This is a genomic window from Actinospineispora eucalypti (assembly GCF_039543365.1).
GTDB lineage: Bacteria > Actinomycetota > Actinomycetes > Mycobacteriales > Pseudonocardiaceae > Pseudonocardia > Pseudonocardia eucalypti.
In genome coordinates this window covers 132,108-149,926 of sequence record NZ_BAABJP010000031.1, presented here as the reverse complement: position 1 = coordinate 149,926, position 17,819 = coordinate 132,108, and the positions used below count along the sequence as shown (strand labels likewise).

Genomic DNA, 17,819 nt, shown 5'->3' with positions numbered 1-17,819 from the left:
TCGGGCTCCCACCCGTTCACCACTGGCGGCGGTCAACCTGACGGTCGGGGAGTGGTCACCCCCGGTGCTCGGCGGTCAGCAGCATGAACAGCGGCGTCGGGAAGCTGTCGCGCCACCACGGATCGTCCCGCAGCTGCTCGGGTGACGGGTGCGGCTCGCGCAGGTCGGTGATCACGAACCCGGAGCCGCGCAACACCCGCGCGTACCACTCGAGCGGGCGCAACCAGGACGTGATGACCGACGGCGATTCCAGGCCGCCGACGTTGAAGTGCTGTTCGATGCCGCGCAGCGAGAAGTACTCGTCGGCGGGCACGCTCCGGCGCGACCCGCGTTCGGACCGGCCGGCGTAGAAGCACGGGTGCAGGGTGAGGATGACCAGCCGGCCGCCGCCGGCCAGGACGCGGCCGAACTCGTCGATCGCGCCCTCGGCGTTGTACAGGTGACTGAACAGGTGGTTGCAGACCGCCAGGTCGAAGCTCCCGTCGGCGCTCGGCAGCGCGTCGGCGCTGGCCTGTACGAACGACACCGAGCCCGGCCGGGCGTCGGCTCCGGCCGCCCGGATCAGGCCCCGGCAGGCGTCCACCCCTACGACCCGCGCCCCGGCACCGGCCATCCGGCGGGACAGGTAGCCCTCGCCGCAACCGGCGTCCAGGACCCGCAGGCCGGAACAGTCGCCGATCGCGTCCAGGACCGCCGAATCGGTCAGCTCGGTGCGGAACCGGTCACGATCCTCCCGGATGACCCGCGCCCAGTAGCCGGCGTTGCGTTCCCACCGCTCGCGGGCCCGCATGACGGTCGTCTCGATCGACACAACCCCTCCTGGATCTAATATGTAGAACATTCGAACTACTCGAGTGGAGAACAATGCCCCGTACGTCGGCCGCCAAAGACCGGATTCTCGACGCGAGTGCCGAGCTGTTCCGGCGGCAGGGCTACGCGGCAACCGGGCTCAAGCAGATCGTGGCGCACGGGGGCGGGCCGATCGGCTCGCTCTACCACTACTTTCCCGACGGCAAGGAGAACCTCGCCACCGAGGCGCTCACCCGGTCCGGCCGTCGCTACGGCAGGCTGATCGAGTCGGTCTTCGAACGCACGGACTCCGCCGCGGCCGGCGTGCGGGCGTGGTTCGACATGGCCGCCGACCTGCTCGAACGCTCCGACTACGCGGACGGGTGCCCGATCGCCACGGTTGCGCTCGAGGTCGCGAACACCAACGAGGTCCTGCGTGGGGTCTGCGCGGAGGTGTTCACCTCCTGGCAGTCGGCGGTGGTCGAGCGCCTCGTCGGCGAGGGATGCGAGGCGTCACGGGCGCGCGAGCTCGCGAGCTTTGCCCTGGCGGCCCTGGAGGGTGCGTTCATCCTGAGCCGGACCAGCCGGGACGCGGCGCCGGTCCGCTCCACCGGCACGATCGTCGCCGAGGAGCTGCGAGCCTAGCGGCGATTTAGAACGTTCTATATAGTTTCGGGCATGTCGAAGGTCCTGTACGAGAAGCGTGACCGGATCGCCCATGTCACCCTCAACCGGCCCGAGGCGCGCAACGCGATCGACCCCGATGTCCATCGGCTGATGGTCGAGACGTTCACCGACTTCCGCGACGACGACTCGGTGGACGTGGCGATCCTCACCGGCGCCGGTGAGGCCTTCTGTTCCGGGGCCGACCTCAAGACCTTCATTCCGCCCCTGATCGGCGACGCCCGCCCGGGCGACGTGCGCGACATCGTCGACCTGGGTATCAACGGGATCACCCGGGGCCTGCACCGCATCGACAAGCCGATCATCGCGGCGGTCAACGGCTGGGCGCTGGCCGCGGGCCTGGAGACCGCGCTGGCCTGTGACATCCGTATCGCCTCCGAACGTGCGATGTTCGGCTCCTTCGAAGCGCGGCGGGGATATCACCACGGGGACGGGGGCATCGTCCGGCTGCTGAACTCCGCCGGGGTCGGTGTCGCCTCCCACCTGGTGCTCACCGCCGAACCGATCGACGCGCACCAGGCCCTCACCTGGGGCCTGGTCACCAAGGTCGTTCCCCATGACCGCCTCGCCGAGGAAGCGCTGTTGATCGCCCGGCAGATACTTCGCAACTCACAACGGGCCGTCCGCTCGGCCAAACGCACGCTGCACGACACGATCGGCAAGTCGCTCGACGACCAACTCCGCAACGAGGCCTTCACCGCGTACACCGGCGCCGACCCCGACACCCCGCGGCGACTCGAGCGCTTCTACGGCAAATCCGACCCCGGTCGAACCGGCCGCCACGCCACCGATCTTTAGCCTCGGAACCGAGCTGAGCCATTTTGGCTTGCGGTGGTGCCATAGCTGAGCCATGATGGCACCATGGACTTGACCGTGTACGTGAGCAACCTCGGGCGTGAGTTCGCCACGCTTGCCGATGCCGGCGGTGACGAGGCCCGTGCGCTGGTCGAGCGCCTGACCGGGTCGCTCGAGTCGGCGATCCGGATGACGCTGCTGGAGGCGCTGTCCGCCGCCGCGGACGAGATCACCCGGGACCTGGCCCCGGGTTCGGTGGAGCTGCGCCTGCGTGGACGCGATCCGAACTTCGTCGTGACCGCGCCGCCGGCCGCGCCGATCGAGGAGCCGGCCGGGGACGAGCCGGCGACGGTGGACGGCGGCGCGCTGTTCGCCGAGGACGGCCCGAGCTCGCGGATCAACGTGCGTCTCCCGGAGCAGCTCAAGGCGGCGGTCGAGGAGGCCGCCGCCAAGGAGGGGCGCTCGGTCAACGCCTGGTTGGTCCGGGCGGCCTCGGTCGCGGTCGCGCGCGCCGACCGCGACCAGCGGCCCGAGCAGCGCCCCAGCGGCAGAAGAGCCCGGCAGAGCTTCACCGGGTGGGTGCGCTAGCCGCACCACTCTCCACCACGCCAAGTCCCTGACCAGCGGGGATGCGCCACCTACTCATCACGAGGGGACAGCTATGCCCAATTTCGAGACACCCGAACCGATCTCGGTCACGCTCGAGCTCGGCGTCGGCAATGTGCGGATCGCCGCGAGCGACCGTGCCGACACCACCGTGGAGGTGCGCCCGAGCGACGACTCCGACGAGTCGGACGTACAGGCGGCCGAGAGGGTCCGGGTCGATTACGCGAACGGCGTGCTCCAGGTCGCCGGGCCGAAGGCGCGGGCCTTCGACTTCTCCCGCAAGTCCAGGTCGGTGGAGGTGTCCATCGAGCTGCCCAGCGGTTCACCGGTGTCCGGCGAGGTGCAGCTGGGGGACCTGAGCGCCACGGGCCGGCTCGGGGAGTGCCGGTTCAAGCCCTCCTGCGGGAACGTCCGGCTCGAGCGGACCGGTCCGTTGCGGGTGGACACCGGGGCCGGCCACGTCACCGCCGATGGGGTCGCGGGCAATGCCGAGATCCACACCGGTACCGGGAAGGTCAGCCTCGGCGAGGTCGAGGGCTCGGTGGTGGTGAAGAACTCCAACGGCCACACCACGATCGCCGCGGCCACCGGTGACGTGCGGGTGCGCTCGGCCAACGGCGACATCTCCGTCGGCCGGGCCGGAGCGGGTGTCGACGCGAAGACGTCCAACGGCAGCATCCGCCTCGGCGAGGTGGCCCGGGGCAGCGTCGAGCTCGGGACCGCGGCGGGCGACCTGGAGATCGGCATCGCCCACGGCACCGCCGCCCTGCTCGAGGTGAAAACCGGGTTCGGGCAGGTGCACAACCTGCTGGACAACATCACCGGGCCCGGGGAGTCCGACGAGACCGTCGAGGTGCGCGCGCACACCTCGTACGGCGCCATCACGATCCAGCGTTCCTGACCCAACTTCTGGCCCTCGGGGGAGTGACCCCTGGTTTCGCGCGCCCGAAAGGAGCGGAGACATGACGATCTCGCTGGACGGCCTGCCCGCCGCCCGGGCACCCGGCTGTCCGTTCGACCCGCCGGCCGGGCTGACCGGGCTGGCCGGACTGACCCGGATGACCTACCCGGACGGCCACGTCGGCTGGCTGGCCACCGGCCACCGGGCGGCGCGCACCGTGCTCGCCGACCCCCGGTTCAGCGCCCGCTACGAGCTGATGCACCACCCGTTCCCCGGCGCCGGATCGGGCACGCTGACGCCCGCGCCACCCGGCGACATGCTCGGCGTGGACCCGCCCGAGCACACCCGTTACCGGCGCCTGCTGGCCGGCCGGTTCAGCGTGCGCCGGATGCGGCTGCTCACCGAGCGCGCTGAACAGCTCACCGGCCAACACCTGGACGCGATGGACCGGGCCGGCCCGCCGGTGGACCTGGTCGCGGAGTTCGCCCGGCCCATCCCGGCGCTGATGATCTGCGAGCTGCTCGGCGTGCCGTACGCCGACCACGAGTACTTCCAGCGCCATGCCGCGACGGTGAACCGCCACGAGGCCACCGAGGAGCAACGCGCCACCGCGTACCTGGAGATTCAGGGGTACCTGCGGGAGCTGGTCGCCGCGAAGCGGGCGGCGCCCACCGACGACCTGCTCGGCGACCTGACCACCAGCGACCTGGACGACGAGGAGTTGGCCGGGGTGGGCACGCTGCTGCTCGGCGCCGGCCTGGACACCACCACGAACATGATCGCCCTCGGCGTGTTCGCCCTGCTCCGGTGGCCCGAGCAGCTCGCCGCGCTGCTCGCCGACCCGGACCGGGCCGTCGAGGAGCTGCTGCGGTACCTGAGCATCGTGCCGTTCCTGGTCCGCGCCGCGCTGGCCGACGTGGCGCTGGACGGCCATCTGGTCAAGGCCGGCGAGACGGTCACCGTGGCCGTTCCGGCCGCCAACCGCGACCCCATCCGGTTCGCCGACCCGGACACCCTCGACGTGGCGCGACGCGCCACCGGGCACTTGGCCTTCGGCCACGGGGTGCACCAGTGCCTGGGCCAGCAGCTGGCCCGGATGCAGATGCGGGTCGCCTACCCGGCACTGTTCGCCCGGTACCCCGGTCTGCGCCTGGCCGTGCCGCCCGAACAGGTGCCCCTGCGCACCGACATGGACATCTACGGCGTGCACCGGCTCCCCGTCGCCTGGGACTGAGCCCTGGACCGGGCGGATCCCGCCCGACGACGCCGGCCCGGCCTGACCGGCCGGCGATCACCATCACCATCACCGAGTAGGAGACCTGTCCGATGCCCACCTTCCAGACTCCTGGCCCCGTGACCGCCACGGTCGAGCTCGCCGCCGGGAACCTCCGGGTCAGCGCCGGCGACCGGACCGAAACCACGGTCACGGTGAACCCCACCAACCCCGGCACCGACCGGGACGTCAAAGCGGTCGAGCAGACCGCGGTCACCCTCACCGGCGGTGAGCTGCGGGTTGCCGCGCCCACCGGCAAACCGAGCCTGTTCGGCAAGGTCGGCTCGGTCGACGTGCTGATCGAGCTGCCCACCGGCTCCGCCCTGCACGCCACCGCCGCCATGGCCGAGTTCCGGACCGAAGGCACCCTCGGCGAAACCCGCATCCGGACCAGTGGCGGCGCGATCACCCTGGAGTCCACCGGCTCGCTGGAAGCCGGCATCCGCCTCGGCGACGTGACCGTGGCGAGGGTCGACGGGCACGCCGAGGTGAGCGTCGAGTCCGGAAAAATCAACATCGGGCAGGTCGGCGGCACCGCGTTGCTCAGGAACACCAACGGCGATACCCGCCTGGACCGGATCACCGGCGACCTGACCGTCGAGGCCCGGAACGGCGGCATCCGGATCGGGGAGATCCTGCGCGGCGTCGTCTCGCTGCGCACCGAGAACGGCGGCATCCAGGTGGGCGTGCACCCCGGCACCAACGCCCAGGTGGACGCTCGGACCGCGTCCGGCGATGTACGCAACGAGCTGGAGAGCCTGGACACCGCCGAGGAGAAGGCCGAGCTGCGCGCCAGCAGCACGCACGGCAACGTCCGGATCCACCGGTCCACCGCCGGCTAGACACGCGGCACGAAGGGGGCTCGAGGGCACCGGCGGAAAACGCCCGTGCCCTCGAGGGGTCCCACCCGGTCGGTCAAGATGTGCGGATGGCAGTGGCCGAGTTGAGGTTCGAGCAGCATCTGGTGCGCGGTCTGCTGCGGGAACAGCATCCGGACCTCGCGCACCTGGAGCTGCGTGACGTCAGCGGCGGCTGGGACAACCAGCAGTGGCGCCTCGGCGAGGAGCTGGCCGTGCGCCTGCCCCGCACCGAGCGAGCGCCGGCCCTGCTGCACATCGAGCAGACCTGGCTGCCGCGGCTGGCCGGGCGCCTGCCGCTGCCGACGCCCGCCCCGGTGCGCGTCGGCCGGCCTTCGAGCCGGTTCGAGCACATCTGGACGATTGCGCGCTGGGTCGAGGGGGAGCCGGCCGATCGCGCGCCGATCACCCGCATCGAGGCGGCCGAGATCCTCGCGGGGTTCCTGACGGCGCTGCATCACCGGGCACCGGCCGACGCCCCGGCCAACCCTCCGCGCGGAATGCCCCTGAGCGGACTGGGGCCGGTCGACGGCTGGTTCGAGCTCATTGCCGACCACCCGCACGCCGACGCCGCGCGGGAACTGTGGGAGAGGGCCGTCGCGGCGCCCGCCTGGCCGGGTCCGCCCCTGTGGTTGCACGCTGACCTCCATCCGGCGAACGTGGTGGTCAGGGACGGGATGCTCGCCGGGGTGATCGACTTCGGCGACCTGTGCTCGGGCGATCCCGCGTTCGATCTCTCGGCCGCCTGGATCCTGTTGCCGGCCGGCGCGGCGGGCCGGTTCTTCGACGCCTACGAGCGGGCCGACGAGGCCACCATCACCCGGGCCCGCGGCTGGGCCGTCCTGCGCGCCCTGGCCCTGATCGGGATCGGCCAGAACGGCCGGCTCGGTCGGCCCGGCGGCAAGCCGACCTGGGAGCCGGCCGGCTACGCCACCCTCGAACGGGCACTGGCGAGTCGGGGATTCGGGTACGGCGAGTCGGGGATTCGAGGACGCCGACGCTCCGGGTAACCGCCGTCTTCGTCGCTCTCTGTGAACTCTCAGTAACGATGCGTGCGGTAATGGGGCCTTGCAATGGCAGGATCCAGCCCCATGGACAGCCGAGTTCTGGACAGGCGCGAGTGGGGACTCGCTGAGGCCACTCGCCAGCTGCTGGGCACAGCGGATCCGGCCGAGGCCGGGCGGCGGGATGCGCAGATCGAGCGCTCGATCAGGTCGTTCCTGGCCCAGCCGGCCGGCGCGGTCGAGCTGGACGATGCCCTCGCGGACCAGTTGATCATTCTTGCTCACCACTTCGGCGTCGAGGAGGCCTACTTCACCGACCCGGATGTGGCCGAAGCGGCCGCCGCCCGGCGAACACACCCCCCGGCCCGCCAGCCCGTTGCGGCGGCGGCCGACGGCGGAGTCCTCGCCCCGACGCCGGGCGTGGCCCGCCGCCACCGGGGGTGGGCGGGCGTGGCTGTCGGGTCGGCCGCGCTGCTGGTCGGTGCCGCCGCCGGCGGGTTGGTGGGCTACCGGATCGGGGCCGACACCGGCCGGCCCGCGTCACCGGTGGCCGCGCCGGTGCCGGTACCTTCCCGCGTTTCGCCGGGCGAGCCGTCGAGGGGTGCCGGTGACAGGGTGCTGTCCAGCGTGGTGCGGTTGCGGGTCCACCCGGGGAACCAGGCGGGTTCCGGATCCGGCGTCGTGCTCAGCCCCGACGGTTTGGTGCTGACCAACGACCACGTGATCGCCCACGCCGGCCAGATCACCGTGCTGCTTCCGAACGGCGCCTCCCGGCCCGGTCACGTCGTCGGCCGTGACCCCGCATCCGACGTCGCCGTGGTGGCGGCGGACAACCTCACCGGGCTCACCCCGATCGAGCCCGCCAACTCCGACGCGGTTCGGGTCGGGCAGCCGGTCACGGCGATCGGGTCACCGCTCGAGGCGGGCGGCACGGTGACCAGCGGCGTGGTCAGCGCGGTCAACCGCAACGCGATCCAGATCGACGCCACGATCAACCCCGCCGACTCCGGCGGGCCACTGCTCGACTCCCACCGCCAGGTCATCGGGATCGAGACCGTCCCCGGCCCCTCGGCGCCGGGTGGGCGGCCCCAGCCCGGCTTCGCGATCCCGATCAACCAGGCCGTACGGGTCGCCGAGCGGCTCCTCGACGCCACCAGGGCCGCTCAGACGGTCCTGGGTGCGCAGGTAGCCACCGGTGGCCGGCTCGCGGCGCTGAACGAACCGTCCGGGGCGCGGGTCGTCGCCGTGACCTCCGGCGGCCCCGCGAGTGCCGCCGGGCTCAAGGCCGGCGACATCGTCGCCAAGGTCAACGGGCGTCCCGTGGCGTCCGGCGACGAGCTGGTCGCGCTGACCAGGAACCTGGCGCCGCGCGACGTCGTCACCCTGCAGCTGGGCGACGGCCGGTCGGTCCGCGTCCCGCTGGCCCAACGATCGACGGCCGCCGGCCGATGACCTAGTGCCCCGACACGAGCGTCCGCGCCGGGTCGCTAGCCGAGGTGGCGAACGACCCGGGCCGGTACGCCGGCGGCCAGCGTGGCCGGCGGCACATCGCGGGTGACGACCGCGCCGGCCGCGATGACCGAGTCCGCTCCCACCGTCACTCCTTGCATGATCATCGCCGAGGCCCCAATCCAGGCGTTCCGGCCGATCCGGATCGGTGCGGCGGTGATCCCCGAGCGACGCGGCGACGGGTCGACGGGGTGGCCGGACGTGATCAGGCTGACCGACGGGCCGATCATCACGTCGTCCTCGATCTCGATGCCGCCGACGTCGTTGAGCCGGCACCCCTGGTTGACGAAGACGTTGTGGCCGAGCCGGATGTTGACGCCGTGGTCCGAGTACACCGGCGGGATCAGGTGGAAGCCCTCGTCGACGGGGCGGCCCGTCAGCTCGGCCCAGGTGGTCCGGATCGCCTCCTGATCACCGTAGGGCAGCGCGTTGAGCCGTTCGGTCAGGCGGATCGCGCGCTCGACCCGTTCCCGGAACCCGCGCGGTACGGGCTGACGCATGGCTTCTCCCTCGAGGTGTACAACCGTTCCTTGGGAACGCCGATGCAATCACCGGCTGACAAGCCTGGTCAAACAACGCTTGTGCCATGACGTCACAACCGATGGTTGTACATCTAGGGTGGCGGAGTGGAGCTCGAAGTCGTCCGGACCTTCGTGGCGGTCGCCGACAACGGGCAGTTCCAGGCGGCCGCCGACGAGCTCGGGATAACGCAGCAGGCCGTCTCGAAACGGGTCGCCACCCTGGAGCGGGCGCTCGGCGCGCCGCTGTTCGCCCGGTCGCCCCGGGCGCGCGGCTGAGCGTCGACGGGCAGGCGTTCCTGCCGCACGCCCGGGAGCTCCTGCGGGTCGCGGAGCGCGCGGCCGCCTCGGTCCGGCCGGGCCGGCGGGCCCTGCGCATCGATGTGCTCAACCGCCGCACCGCTCCGGCGACGTCGCTGCACGCCTTCCACCAACTGCACCCCGGCATCGACCTCGACGTGATCACCCTCCCCGACGCCCACGCCGACGCCGCCGTGGCGGCGGTCGCCGCCGGAACCATCGACGCGACCGTCCGCGCCGTCATGGAACCCCGGCGTCAGATCACCTCGCCGATCAGGGCTGCCCGGGCCATCGACGACCGCCACCAGCTTCTGGTCGGCCCCCGCCACCCGCTGGCCGACGCCGCCAGCCTGACGCCCGGAGACCTCCGGCGGCGGCGGATCTGGATGCCGGGAATGAGGGCCGACACGGAATGGGGCGCGTACTACGACGAGCTGGCCGAGGAGTTCGGGCTCAGCATCGACACCGTAGGGCCGGCGTTCGGGACCGAGGTACTCCTGGAGGAGATCGCCGAGTCCGCCGACGTGGCCACCCTGGTCGGTGAGGGCACGCGCTACCTGTGGCCGGAGTCCTACGACCTGCGCCGCATCCCGATCGTCGATCCCACGCCGGTCTACCCCCACTCGGTCATCTGGCGCGACGACAACGCCCATCCGGGCCTCGCGGCCTTTCTCGACCATCTGCGCGCCGTCCGCGCGAGCAGGGCTGGGGAGCGCACCTGGGCACCGAGCTGGGCTCGGGCATGATCACCGGCTCTGGTGCTTCAGCGTCGATTTTCGACGCTCAATCGCCACGAACGGCGATCACCCTCTTCGCGGCTACCTGATTCCATGGTCAACAGGGCACCACGGCCGCCCGGCCTTAGTCGCGGTCCAGGGCCGAGCGGATGCGGGAGGCGAGGAACCGCTGTTCGGCGGCGTTCTCGGTGATTCCCAGGGCGGCGTGGTAGGCCTCGATGGCCTCGGCGTGCCGGCCGAGGCGGCGGAGCAGGTCGGCCTTGGCCGCCGGCAGGTAGGGGTAGCCGGTGAGCCGGCCGTCGCGCTCCAGCGCCTCGATCTCCGCCAGCCCGGCCGCCGGCCCGTCGACCATGGACACCGCGACCGCACGGTTGAGCGCCACGACCGGCGTGTCCCAGATCCGCAGCAGCTCGTCGTAGAGGGCGCGGATCTGAGGCCAGTCGGTCGCGGCGTAGCTCGGTGCCTGCGCGTGCAGGGCCGCGATCGCCGCCTGCAGGGCGAACCGGCCCGGCGGCCCGGCCCGCAGCGCGGTGACGACCAGCCGGTCGGCCTCCCCGATCAGGTCACGGTCCCAGGCGGAGCGGTCCTGCTGCTCGAGGCGGACCAGTTGCCCCTGGTCGTCGGTACGGGTGCCCCGGCGGGCGTGATGGGCCAGCATCAACGCCAGGATCCCGGCGTTCTCCGGGTCGTCCGGCACCAGGCGCATGAGCATGCGGGCCAGGTCGAGGGCGCGGTCGGTGAAGTCGTCGCGGACCAGCTCGTCACCGAACTGCGCGGTGTGGCCGGCGGTGTAGAGCAGGTGGATCACGGTGCGCACGGCGTCCACCCGGGCCGGCAGGTCGGCGGCGGCCGGCACCACGTAGGGGATGCCGGCGGTGGCGATCTTCTTCTTGGCCCGGGTCAGCCGGGCGGCCATGGTGGTGTCACTGACCAGGAAGGCGCGGGCGATGTCCGGAACCGCGACCCCGCACACCAGCCGCAGGGTGAGCGCGATCCGGGCGTGCTCGGCCAGCGCCGGGTGGCAACAGGTGAAGATCAGCCGGAGCCGGTCGTCGGGGATCGCGCCGGCGTCGTGTTCGGCGGGCTCGCGGGTCTCGGGCTCCATCAACAGCGGCAGCTTGCGCTCGAGCGTCCGCTGGCGGCGCATGACGTTGAGTGAGGTGCGCCGGGCCACGGTGGTCAGCCAGGCGCCCGGCCAGTCGGGTACTCCGTCCTGCCGCCATATCCGCAGGGCCTGCTCGTAGGCGTCCTGCACGGCCTCCTCGGCCGCATCCAGGTCGCGAGTCACGCGCACCGTCGCGGCGAGCACGTAGGCCCACTCGCGACGGTGCGCGTCGGCGACCGCCCTCTCGATCTCGCCCGGGTCCGCTCCGTTCAGCTCGTGTCCCCGAGTTGGATTCCGAGCAGCGGGCGGACCTCGACCCCGCCGTTGGCGACCGGGGTGAGCTTGGCCAGCTCGAGGGCATGGTCGAGGTCGCGGGCCTCGATCACGGTCACCCCGGCCAACGCCTCCTTGGTCTCGATGAACGGGCCGTCGGTGACCAGGTCGCCGCGAACCGCCGTCGCGGTGTCCGGCGGCTGCAGCGCGATCCCGGCCAGGATCCGGCCGCCGCGTTCGACCATCTCGGCGTCGACCGTCTCGTTGGCGGCCATCACCTCCGGCGGGACGTCATCGGGCCAGTTGGGGGTCATCCGCTCGTAGATCAGCACCACGTACTGAGGCATCTATCCGGCCACCTTCTCCTCGAACACTCCGGTCAACCAACGCTGCCAGGCCTCCTGCTGCATCGCCTGGTCGACACCGTCGGCGAACAGGTGGTGCGCCACGCCGACCGGGTAGCCCCAGGCGTCCCGCCCGTACACGCGGTAGAGCGCGTCGGCGGTACGTACGCCCAGGAACGCGTCGGTCGAGTAGTCCACGACGCCGTCGATCGGGTCCAGGCCGGCCGGGGTCAACCGGACCCGTTGGCCGGCGGCGACATCCCCGGACAGGCCGAGCGCCGCGCGCACCGCCGACATCCCGCCCTTGGCCGACGACTCGGGGCCGTCCACGCTCACGTAGGCGGCCTCGCGCCCGCCGAAGTAGCGGACGTACTCGGCCAGGGAGTGGTGGTAGAACTCGGTGTGCCGGCGGCAGGCGTCCAGCTCGACGTCATAGTTCTCGGTCAAGACGCTGTTGTGGACGTAGTGCACGTGCGTCCCTTCGGGATGCGGCACCAGCACGAACGACAGCTGGTTGAACCCCTCCGACGTCTCGCCGGGTTCGCTGCCCTCGGCGCGGGTGACGAAACGCTTGGGCGGCTCCCACACGGTGACGCTGCCGCCCTGTGGGGTCAGGCCCCGCTCGGCCCCGCCGACCCGTGGCTCGTACTCCACCTTCCACACCCACCCCTCGGCATGCACGGTGATCGCGTCCCAGACCTGTTCCGGGGTTCCGGGCAGCACACCCTCCCATCGCACCTCGAACGGTTCCGCCATCGTCGCTCTCCTCATCTCGTGCCATGGCCGTACACCCGGCCCTCACACCAGATCGACAAACTGCTTAGGTCGGAATCGACATCGTGGACGGGGAAATCTGGCCGCGGGCGGGACATTTGTGACTGGCATCACAGACCATAAGGAGGCGAGGTGCCCGAGCTTCCCGAAGTGGAGTCGGCCCGCTTGGTCATCGAGCGGGCCGCGCTGGGGCGGCGGATCGTCGCGGTCGACGACTCCGACGGCTGGGTGTGCCGCCCGCACACCGAAGGGCAGATCGCCTCGGCGCTGGTCGGCGGCACCCTGACCGCGGCGCACCGGCGGGGCAAGACGATGTGGTGCGACACCACGAGCGGCCCGGTTCTCGGCATCCACCTGGGGATGTCCGGCAAGATCGTGATCGCCGACCCGGACGGGACCGAGATCGACGGCGGCGACTACTGGGAGGGCGGCCGGAAGCCCGGCGACTACCGCTGGTCGCGCTTCTCGCTCGGCTTCGCCGGGGGCGGCACGCTCCGGCTGGTCGACCCGCGCCGGCTCGGGCGGGTGCGGCTGGACCCGCCGCTGGACGGCCTCGGCCCGGACGCCGCGACCATCGGCGCGGACCGGTTCGCGGCGGCGCTGCGCGGGCGGGGGCCGGTCAAGGCGCGCCTGCTGGACCAGCAGGCACTGGCCGGCGTGGGCAACCTGCTGGCCGACGAGATCCTGTACCGGGCCGGGATCAACCCGGCCCGCCCGGTCGACGAGCTCACCGGGCGGGAACGCGGACGGCTGCACCGGGCGGTGCGCGAGGCCGTCGGCGAGGCGATGCGGGGCGGCGGTGTGCACACCCTTCCGCTGGTGCCCCACCGCCGGCCGGGTGGCCACTGCCCTCGGGACGGAGCCGAGCTGCGGCGGACCAAGGTCGGCGGCCGGACCACCTTCTGGTGCCCCCGCCACCAACCCGCCTGAACGGTTCAGCCGGTCCGCAGCCGTGCCCGCTGCAGCTTGCCGACCTCGTTGCGGGGCAGCGCGTCCACGTAGTCGAAGATCCGGGGGCTGGCGTGCGCCCCGACCCGCCGGGTCACCTCCGCGCGCAGCTGGTCCTCCAGCTCCGGCTGGGGCGGCGCGTCGTCGGCGCGGACGAGCACCGCGCGTACCACCGTCCCGCCCCGCCGGCCGGGGGCGGCCACGGCGGCCGCCTCGACCACCGCCGGGTGGTCGCCGAGGACCCGCTCGACCTCCACCGGGCTGACGTTGTACCCGGAGGTCACGATCATGTCGTCGTCGCGGCCGAGGAACCGCCAGCGCCCGTCCGGGTGGATCACCGCCCGGTCCTCGGTGACGAACTCGTCCCCGCGCCAGCGGGCCGCCCACGTCTCGGGGCGGTTCTCGTAGCCGGTGCTGAGCTGGTAGCGCGGTCGGCGCACGGCGATGAGCCCGCTCGCGCCGGCCTCGACCGGCTCCCCGCCCGGGTCGAGCAGCCGGGCCTCGAACCCGGGCAGTGGCCCGCCGAGCGTGCCCGGCCGGGGCGGTGACCCGTCGACCAGGTCGCACAGCACCATGCCGACCTCGGAGAGCCCGTACCCGTCCCGGATCGCCGGTGCCCGCCCGGCGGCCCAGCGGCGCGCGGTGTCGGCGTCGAGGGGCTCGCCGGCCGCGGCCGAGGTCCGCAGGGCCGGCGGTGCGGCACCGGCGCGTTCCAGCGGGGTGAGCAGCCGCCGGTAGGCGCTGGGGGCGGCGGCGATGCAGGTCACGCGTTCCTCCCGGATCACCCGCCACCAGGCGTCGGCGTCGAAGTCGCCGCTGTAGAGCACCCGGGGGACGCCCAGCGCCATCGGCGCGGCGCCGGTCGAGTAGAGGCCGTAGGCCCAACCGGGGTCGGCGGCGGTGAACAGCAGGTCCGCCGGCCCGACCCCGAGCGAGTGGCGGACGAACGGCATCAGCGCGAGCAGCGCCGAGTGCGGCATGACGCAGGACTTCGGCTCGCCGGTGGTGCCGCTGGTGAACAGCAGCGTGGCCGGGTCCGCCCCGGCCGTGGGGGCCGCCGGGCCGTCCGGGGCGGCGCGCTCCAGCTCGGCGTGGAAGTCGCGGTCGCCGGGCCGCCGGCCCCGCCCCGCCGCGTCGGTGACCGTGAGGATGTGTGGGTCGCCGTCCAAGCTTTCCAGCGCGGGTTCGAGGCCGGCCCGCCAACGGTGGTCGACCACGACCAGCGCGGCGCGCGACGCGGCGAGGCGGTAGGCGAGGGCGTCGGAGCCGAAGCCACAGAACAGCGGCACGTAGACCAGCCCGCTCCGCCACGCGGCGAGCACGACGATCCAGCTCTCCACCTGCCGGGACAGCAGGCCGGCCACCCGGTCGCCCTGGCGCAACCCGGCGGCGGAGAACACCCGCGCCGCCCGGGCGCAGGCGCGGTCCAGCTCGGCGTAGGTCCACCGCTCGGCGCGGCCGTCGGCGTGCCGGACCACCAGCGCGAGCCGGCCCGGTTCGCCGGCGTACCGGCCGCAGGCCTCCCGGGCCGTGTTCAGCCCGACGGCCGGGTCGGTGCTGAGACCGGCCTCGACCTGGTCCCAGACCCGCTCGGTCTCCGCACTCATCGGAGAACCCCTGCCCGCCGGGCCGCCGCGGAGGAATCGACCTGGGCCGGCGGCGCGGCCCGCAGCGCCAGGAAGGTCACCGCGCAGGCCAGCACGATGTACAGCGCGATCGGCCACGATCCACCCCCCATCCCGACCAGCGCGACCGCGAGGAACGGGGCCGGGCCGCTGGTGACCATGCCGCCGACCTGGTAGGCGGCCGAGGCGCCGGTGTAGCGCAGCCGGGCCGGGAAGATCTCCGCGAGGAATCCGGCGATCGCCGCGTAGGTGACCGCGTGCCCGACCGTGATGACCAGCAGCATCGCCAGCAGGATCGCCCACGGGTTCCCCGTGTCGAACAACCAGAAGAACGGGAACGCGACCGAGGCCATGTAGCCGGCGCCGGCGGTCAGCATCGCGCGGCGGCCGATCCGGTCGGCGAGGGCGGCGGCGATCGGCACGGTGGCCAGGTCCAGCACGCAGGCGACCAGCAGGCACAGCAGGATCACGTCGCGGGAGACGCCCACCTCGGCGGGCCCGTAGGACAGCACGAACACCGACACCAGGTAGAACGGCACGTTCGAGGCGGCCTGGGTGGCGATGCCGACCAGCAGCGCCCGGGGTGAGCCGGTGAGCACGTCACGCAGCGGGAACCGGGACACCGTACAAGTGTCGCGGACCCGCTGGAAGTCGGGCGACTCCACGATGCGCAGCCGGACGTAGAGCCCGAGCAGCACCAGCACCAGGCTGGCCAGGAACGGCAGCCGCCAGCCCCACTCCGCGAGCTGGTCGGCCGGCAGTTGCTGCACCGCCAGGAACGCCGCCGAGGACAGCACCAGCCCGGCCGGCACTCCGGCCTGCGGGAAACCGCCGAAGAACGCCCGGCGGCCCGGTGGCGCGTGCTCGACCGCCATCAGCACCGCGCCGCCCCACTCGCCGCCGACCGCGAACCCCTGCACCATCCGGGCCAGCACCAGCAACATGGGCGCCGCGACTCCGACCTGCGCGTACGTCGGCAGCAGGCCGATCGCCGTGGTTGCGCCGCCCATCAGGACCAGGGACAGCACCAGCATCCGCTTGCGGCCGATCCGGTCGCCGAAGTGGCCGAAGACCAGCCCGCCGACCGGGCGGGCGACGAACGCCACGCCGAAGGTGGCCAGTGCGGCGAGGGTGCCCGCGACCGGGCTCAGCGTGGGGAAGAACTGCCGGTTGAAGATCAGCGTGGCGGCGGCGCCGAACAGGAAGAAGTCGTACCACTCGATGGCCGTCCCGATGAAGCTGGCCAGGGCCACGCGGGCGGGATGTGCGGCCGCCCTCCGCTCGTCCTCGGTCGTCACGGCAACCTCCGCGTCCTCGGTGAGCGCAACGGCCGGGAACGTAACACGGTTGGAACGATCGGTACAAGACATAGCTGCACTTCAACTGCAGCACTGGATCGTTCGGTACAGTGCCGGCATGACGAAGCTACCCCGAGTGGTACTGGTGACCGGGGCCTCGCGCGGGATCGGGGCCGCGATAGCCCGCGAGCTGCTCGCCCGGGGATGCCGGGTCGGCTGTGGTTACCGGCGAGACCCCGATGCGGTCGCCCGGGCGGTGGGGCCGGCCGAGCCGGAGGCGGTGCTGCCGGTGCCCTACGACCTGGCCGACGAGGCGAGCGCGGAACGCGCGGTAGACACGATGCTCGATGCGTGGGGCGGGCTGGACGGCCTGGTGCTGAACGCCGGCGTGTGGGACGGCGGGCGGCTGGCCACCCTCGACCCGGCGGACTGGTGGCGGGTGGTCGAGCTGAACGTCCGGGGTACCGCGGCGTTGGCGCGGGCCGCACTGCCGGCACTGGCCAAGGGCGACCGGCCGGGCATCGTGCTGGTGTCCTCGATCGTCGGGCTGATCGGTCACGCCGGTGACACCGCTTACGCCAGCGCCAAGGCCGCGATGATCGGGTTCGCCCGCTCGCTGGCGAAGGAGGTCGCGGCCGACGGCATCCGGGTGAACGTCCTGGCGCCGGGGTTCGTGGACACCGACATGACCGCCTTGGTCCCCGAGCGGTCCCGCCGCGCCATCGCCGACGCCACCCTGCTGGGCCGGTTCGGCACGGTCGAGGAGATCGCCCGCGCGGCGGTGTTCCTCTCCGAGGACGCCACGTTCTGCACCGGATCGGTGCTGAGCATCGACGGTGGCTGGTCCCTCTAGTCTGAGCGGCACCATGGCGACGAGCACCTACGAGATGAACCGGGAGCGGGTCATCGCCGTCGCGGCCGAGCTGTTCGCCCGCAACGGCTACCACGGCACCGGCATCGCCGAGCTCGGCAAGGCCGCCGGGCTCGGCCGGGGCGCGCTCTACCACTACATCGAGAGCAAGGAAGCGCTGCTCTACGCGATCAGCAAGGAACAGGTCGACCGCATGAACACCTTCGCCGAGCGGGCGATGTCGGCCGGCCTGGAACCCGAGGAGCTGCTCCGCACGCTGGCCCGGGGGCTGCTGCGCAACATCGCCGACCACCGCGCGCAGTGGGCGGTGTTCTTCCGCGACTACGGCGCGCTCACCGGCGAGCGGCGGGACAAGGTGATCACCGCCCGGGAACGCTACGAGGGCTATTGGCGCCAGGCGCTGGACCGGGGGGTGCAGGCGGGGGTGCTGCGCCCGACGCCCCGGCTGTTGGTCAAGGGCATCCTCGGCATGCTCAACTACACGTACCTGTGGTTCGACCCGGGCGGCGAGCTCACCCCGGAACAGGTCGCCGACGACTTCCTGGACGCGCTGATGCGCGGCGTTCGGGCTGGCTAATAGAGCGATCTATCTAGTACGGTTCCCTGAG

General features: G+C 72.5%; 20 protein-coding genes. 13 read left to right on the top strand and 7 right to left on the bottom strand.

What is annotated here, in order from left to right; genetic code table 11:
- Nucleotides 1-55 precede the first annotated feature (55 nt).
- Nucleotides 56-811: a methyltransferase domain-containing protein gene (locus ABEB12_RS27945; protein ID WP_185064908.1), complete on the bottom strand. Its 756-nt coding sequence runs from the start codon at nucleotides 809-811 to the stop codon at nucleotides 56-58.
- Between the two features lie 53 nt (nucleotides 812-864).
- On the opposite strand from ABEB12_RS27945, the gene ABEB12_RS27940 reads away from it, so the two are divergent.
- From ABEB12_RS27940 to ABEB12_RS27905, 8 genes are all read left to right on the top strand, one after another.
- Entirely contained in the window at nucleotides 865-1,434 is a 570-nt protein-coding gene (locus ABEB12_RS27940) for an LmrA/YxaF family transcription factor (RefSeq protein WP_185064909.1), read from the top strand.
- Nucleotides 1,435-1,467: 33 nt separating this feature from the next.
- Nucleotides 1,468-2,271, top strand: coding sequence for an enoyl-CoA hydratase-related protein (locus ABEB12_RS27935; RefSeq protein ID WP_185064910.1), 804 nt, complete (start codon nucleotides 1,468-1,470; stop codon nucleotides 2,269-2,271).
- Between the two features lie 63 nt (nucleotides 2,272-2,334).
- Nucleotides 2,335-2,856 (top strand): YlcI/YnfO family protein, encoded by a 522-nt coding sequence (locus ABEB12_RS27930; protein WP_185064911.1) that lies wholly within the window; start codon nucleotides 2,335-2,337, stop codon nucleotides 2,854-2,856.
- A gap of 73 nt (nucleotides 2,857-2,929) precedes the next feature.
- Entirely contained in the window at nucleotides 2,930-3,775 is an 846-nt protein-coding gene (locus tag ABEB12_RS27925; protein ID WP_185064912.1) for a DUF4097 family beta strand repeat-containing protein, read from the top strand.
- 61 nt (nucleotides 3,776-3,836) lie between these two features.
- Complete coding sequence (locus tag ABEB12_RS27920; RefSeq protein ID WP_185064913.1) at nucleotides 3,837-5,009, top strand: cytochrome P450; 1,173 nt, start codon at nucleotides 3,837-3,839, stop codon at nucleotides 5,007-5,009.
- Nucleotides 5,010-5,128: 119 nt separating this feature from the next.
- Nucleotides 5,129-5,890 (top strand): DUF4097 family beta strand repeat-containing protein, encoded by a 762-nt coding sequence (locus ABEB12_RS27915; protein WP_185064914.1) that lies wholly within the window; start codon nucleotides 5,129-5,131, stop codon nucleotides 5,888-5,890.
- Between the two features lie 86 nt (nucleotides 5,891-5,976).
- A complete protein-coding gene (locus ABEB12_RS27910; RefSeq protein ID WP_185064915.1) occupies nucleotides 5,977-6,915 on the top strand; it encodes a phosphotransferase in 939 nt (312 codons plus the stop codon).
- Nucleotides 6,916-6,996: 81 nt separating this feature from the next.
- Nucleotides 6,997-8,361, top strand: a complete 1,365-nt coding sequence (locus ABEB12_RS27905; RefSeq protein ID WP_185064916.1) for a trypsin-like peptidase domain-containing protein — start codon at nucleotides 6,997-6,999, stop codon at nucleotides 8,359-8,361.
- A gap of 35 nt (nucleotides 8,362-8,396) precedes the next feature.
- Here the strand turns inward: ABEB12_RS27905 and ABEB12_RS27900 are convergent, their stop codons facing one another.
- Entirely contained in the window at nucleotides 8,397-8,918 is a 522-nt protein-coding gene (locus ABEB12_RS27900; protein WP_185064917.1) for a DapH/DapD/GlmU-related protein, read from the bottom strand.
- 126 nt (nucleotides 8,919-9,044) lie between these two features.
- Here ABEB12_RS27900 and ABEB12_RS27895 point away from each other — a divergent pair, with 126 nt between their 5' ends.
- Both ABEB12_RS27895 and ABEB12_RS27890 read left to right on the top strand, forming a co-directional pair.
- Nucleotides 9,045-9,215: a helix-turn-helix domain-containing protein gene (locus ABEB12_RS27895; protein WP_345703197.1), complete on the top strand. Its 171-nt coding sequence runs from the start codon at nucleotides 9,045-9,047 to the stop codon at nucleotides 9,213-9,215.
- Nucleotides 9,216-9,319: 104 nt separating this feature from the next.
- On the top strand, nucleotides 9,320-9,982 hold the full coding sequence (locus ABEB12_RS27890; RefSeq protein ID WP_345703196.1) for a LysR substrate-binding domain-containing protein: 663 nt from the start codon (nucleotides 9,320-9,322) through the stop codon (nucleotides 9,980-9,982).
- A gap of 115 nt (nucleotides 9,983-10,097) precedes the next feature.
- On the opposite strand, the gene ABEB12_RS27885 is transcribed toward ABEB12_RS27890, so the two are convergent.
- The 3 genes from ABEB12_RS27885 to ABEB12_RS27875 form a co-directional block, all read right to left on the bottom strand.
- Nucleotides 10,098-11,282 (bottom strand): DUF6596 domain-containing protein, encoded by a 1,185-nt coding sequence (locus tag ABEB12_RS27885; protein WP_185064918.1) that lies wholly within the window; start codon nucleotides 11,280-11,282, stop codon nucleotides 10,098-10,100.
- 65 nt (nucleotides 11,283-11,347) lie between these two features.
- Nucleotides 11,348-11,698, bottom strand: a complete 351-nt coding sequence (locus tag ABEB12_RS27880; RefSeq protein WP_185064919.1) for a YciI family protein — start codon at nucleotides 11,696-11,698, stop codon at nucleotides 11,348-11,350.
- Nucleotides 11,699-12,451, bottom strand: coding sequence for an SRPBCC domain-containing protein (locus ABEB12_RS27875; RefSeq protein WP_185064920.1), 753 nt, complete (start codon nucleotides 12,449-12,451; stop codon nucleotides 11,699-11,701).
- 150 nt (nucleotides 12,452-12,601) lie between these two features.
- Between ABEB12_RS27875 and ABEB12_RS27870 the strand changes: the two genes are divergently transcribed.
- Entirely contained in the window at nucleotides 12,602-13,399 is a 798-nt protein-coding gene (locus tag ABEB12_RS27870; protein ID WP_185064921.1) for a DNA-formamidopyrimidine glycosylase family protein, read from the top strand.
- Between the two features lie 5 nt (nucleotides 13,400-13,404).
- Here the strand turns inward: ABEB12_RS27870 and ABEB12_RS27865 are convergent, their stop codons facing one another.
- Together ABEB12_RS27865 and ABEB12_RS27860 are read right to left on the bottom strand one after the other, a co-directional pair.
- Nucleotides 13,405-15,024 (bottom strand): AMP-binding protein, encoded by a 1,620-nt coding sequence (locus ABEB12_RS27865; RefSeq protein ID WP_185064922.1) that lies wholly within the window; start codon nucleotides 15,022-15,024, stop codon nucleotides 13,405-13,407.
- The gene (locus tag ABEB12_RS27860) at nucleotides 15,021-16,340 is read right to left on the bottom strand and encodes an MFS transporter (RefSeq protein WP_345703195.1); all 1,320 of its coding nucleotides are present in this window, start codon (nucleotides 16,338-16,340) and stop codon (nucleotides 15,021-15,023) included. The genes ABEB12_RS27865 and ABEB12_RS27860 overlap by 4 nt, the downstream gene beginning before the upstream one ends.
- Nucleotides 16,341-16,458: 118 nt before the next feature.
- Here ABEB12_RS27860 and ABEB12_RS27855 point away from each other — a divergent pair, with 118 nt between their 5' ends.
- A complete protein-coding gene (locus ABEB12_RS27855; protein WP_185064924.1) occupies nucleotides 16,459-17,193 on the top strand; it encodes an SDR family oxidoreductase in 735 nt (244 codons plus the stop codon).
- 13 nt (nucleotides 17,194-17,206) lie between these two features.
- A complete protein-coding gene (locus ABEB12_RS27850) occupies nucleotides 17,207-17,788 on the top strand; it encodes a TetR family transcriptional regulator (RefSeq protein WP_185064925.1) in 582 nt (193 codons plus the stop codon).
- Nucleotides 17,789-17,819: the final 31 nt, after the last annotated feature.

Coding starts and splice junctions, on each gene's coding strand:
- ABEB12_RS27940 (WP_185064909.1), top strand. CDS start 865: ATGCCCCGTACGTCGGCCGCCAAAGACCGGATTCTCGACGCGAGTGCC.
- ABEB12_RS27935 (WP_185064910.1), top strand. CDS start 1,468: ATGTCGAAGGTCCTGTACGAGAAGCGTGACCGGATCGCCCATGTCACC.
- ABEB12_RS27930 (WP_185064911.1), top strand. CDS start 2,335: ATGGACTTGACCGTGTACGTGAGCAACCTCGGGCGTGAGTTCGCCACG.
- ABEB12_RS27925 (WP_185064912.1), top strand. CDS start 2,930: ATGCCCAATTTCGAGACACCCGAACCGATCTCGGTCACGCTCGAGCTC.
- ABEB12_RS27920 (WP_185064913.1), top strand. CDS start 3,837: ATGACGATCTCGCTGGACGGCCTGCCCGCCGCCCGGGCACCCGGCTGT.
- ABEB12_RS27910 (WP_185064915.1), top strand. CDS start 5,977: ATGGCAGTGGCCGAGTTGAGGTTCGAGCAGCATCTGGTGCGCGGTCTG.
- ABEB12_RS27905 (WP_185064916.1), top strand. CDS start 6,997: ATGGACAGCCGAGTTCTGGACAGGCGCGAGTGGGGACTCGCTGAGGCC.
- ABEB12_RS27900 (WP_185064917.1), bottom strand. CDS start 8,918: ATGCGTCAGCCCGTACCGCGCGGGTTCCGGGAACGGGTCGAGCGCGCG.
- ABEB12_RS27880 (WP_185064919.1), bottom strand. CDS start 11,698: ATGCCTCAGTACGTGGTGCTGATCTACGAGCGGATGACCCCCAACTGG.
- ABEB12_RS27875 (WP_185064920.1), bottom strand. CDS start 12,451: ATGGCGGAACCGTTCGAGGTGCGATGGGAGGGTGTGCTGCCCGGAACC.
- ABEB12_RS27865 (WP_185064922.1), bottom strand. CDS start 15,024: ATGAGTGCGGAGACCGAGCGGGTCTGGGACCAGGTCGAGGCCGGTCTC.
- ABEB12_RS27855 (WP_185064924.1), top strand. CDS start 16,459: ATGACGAAGCTACCCCGAGTGGTACTGGTGACCGGGGCCTCGCGCGGG.
- ABEB12_RS27850 (WP_185064925.1), top strand. CDS start 17,207: ATGGCGACGAGCACCTACGAGATGAACCGGGAGCGGGTCATCGCCGTC.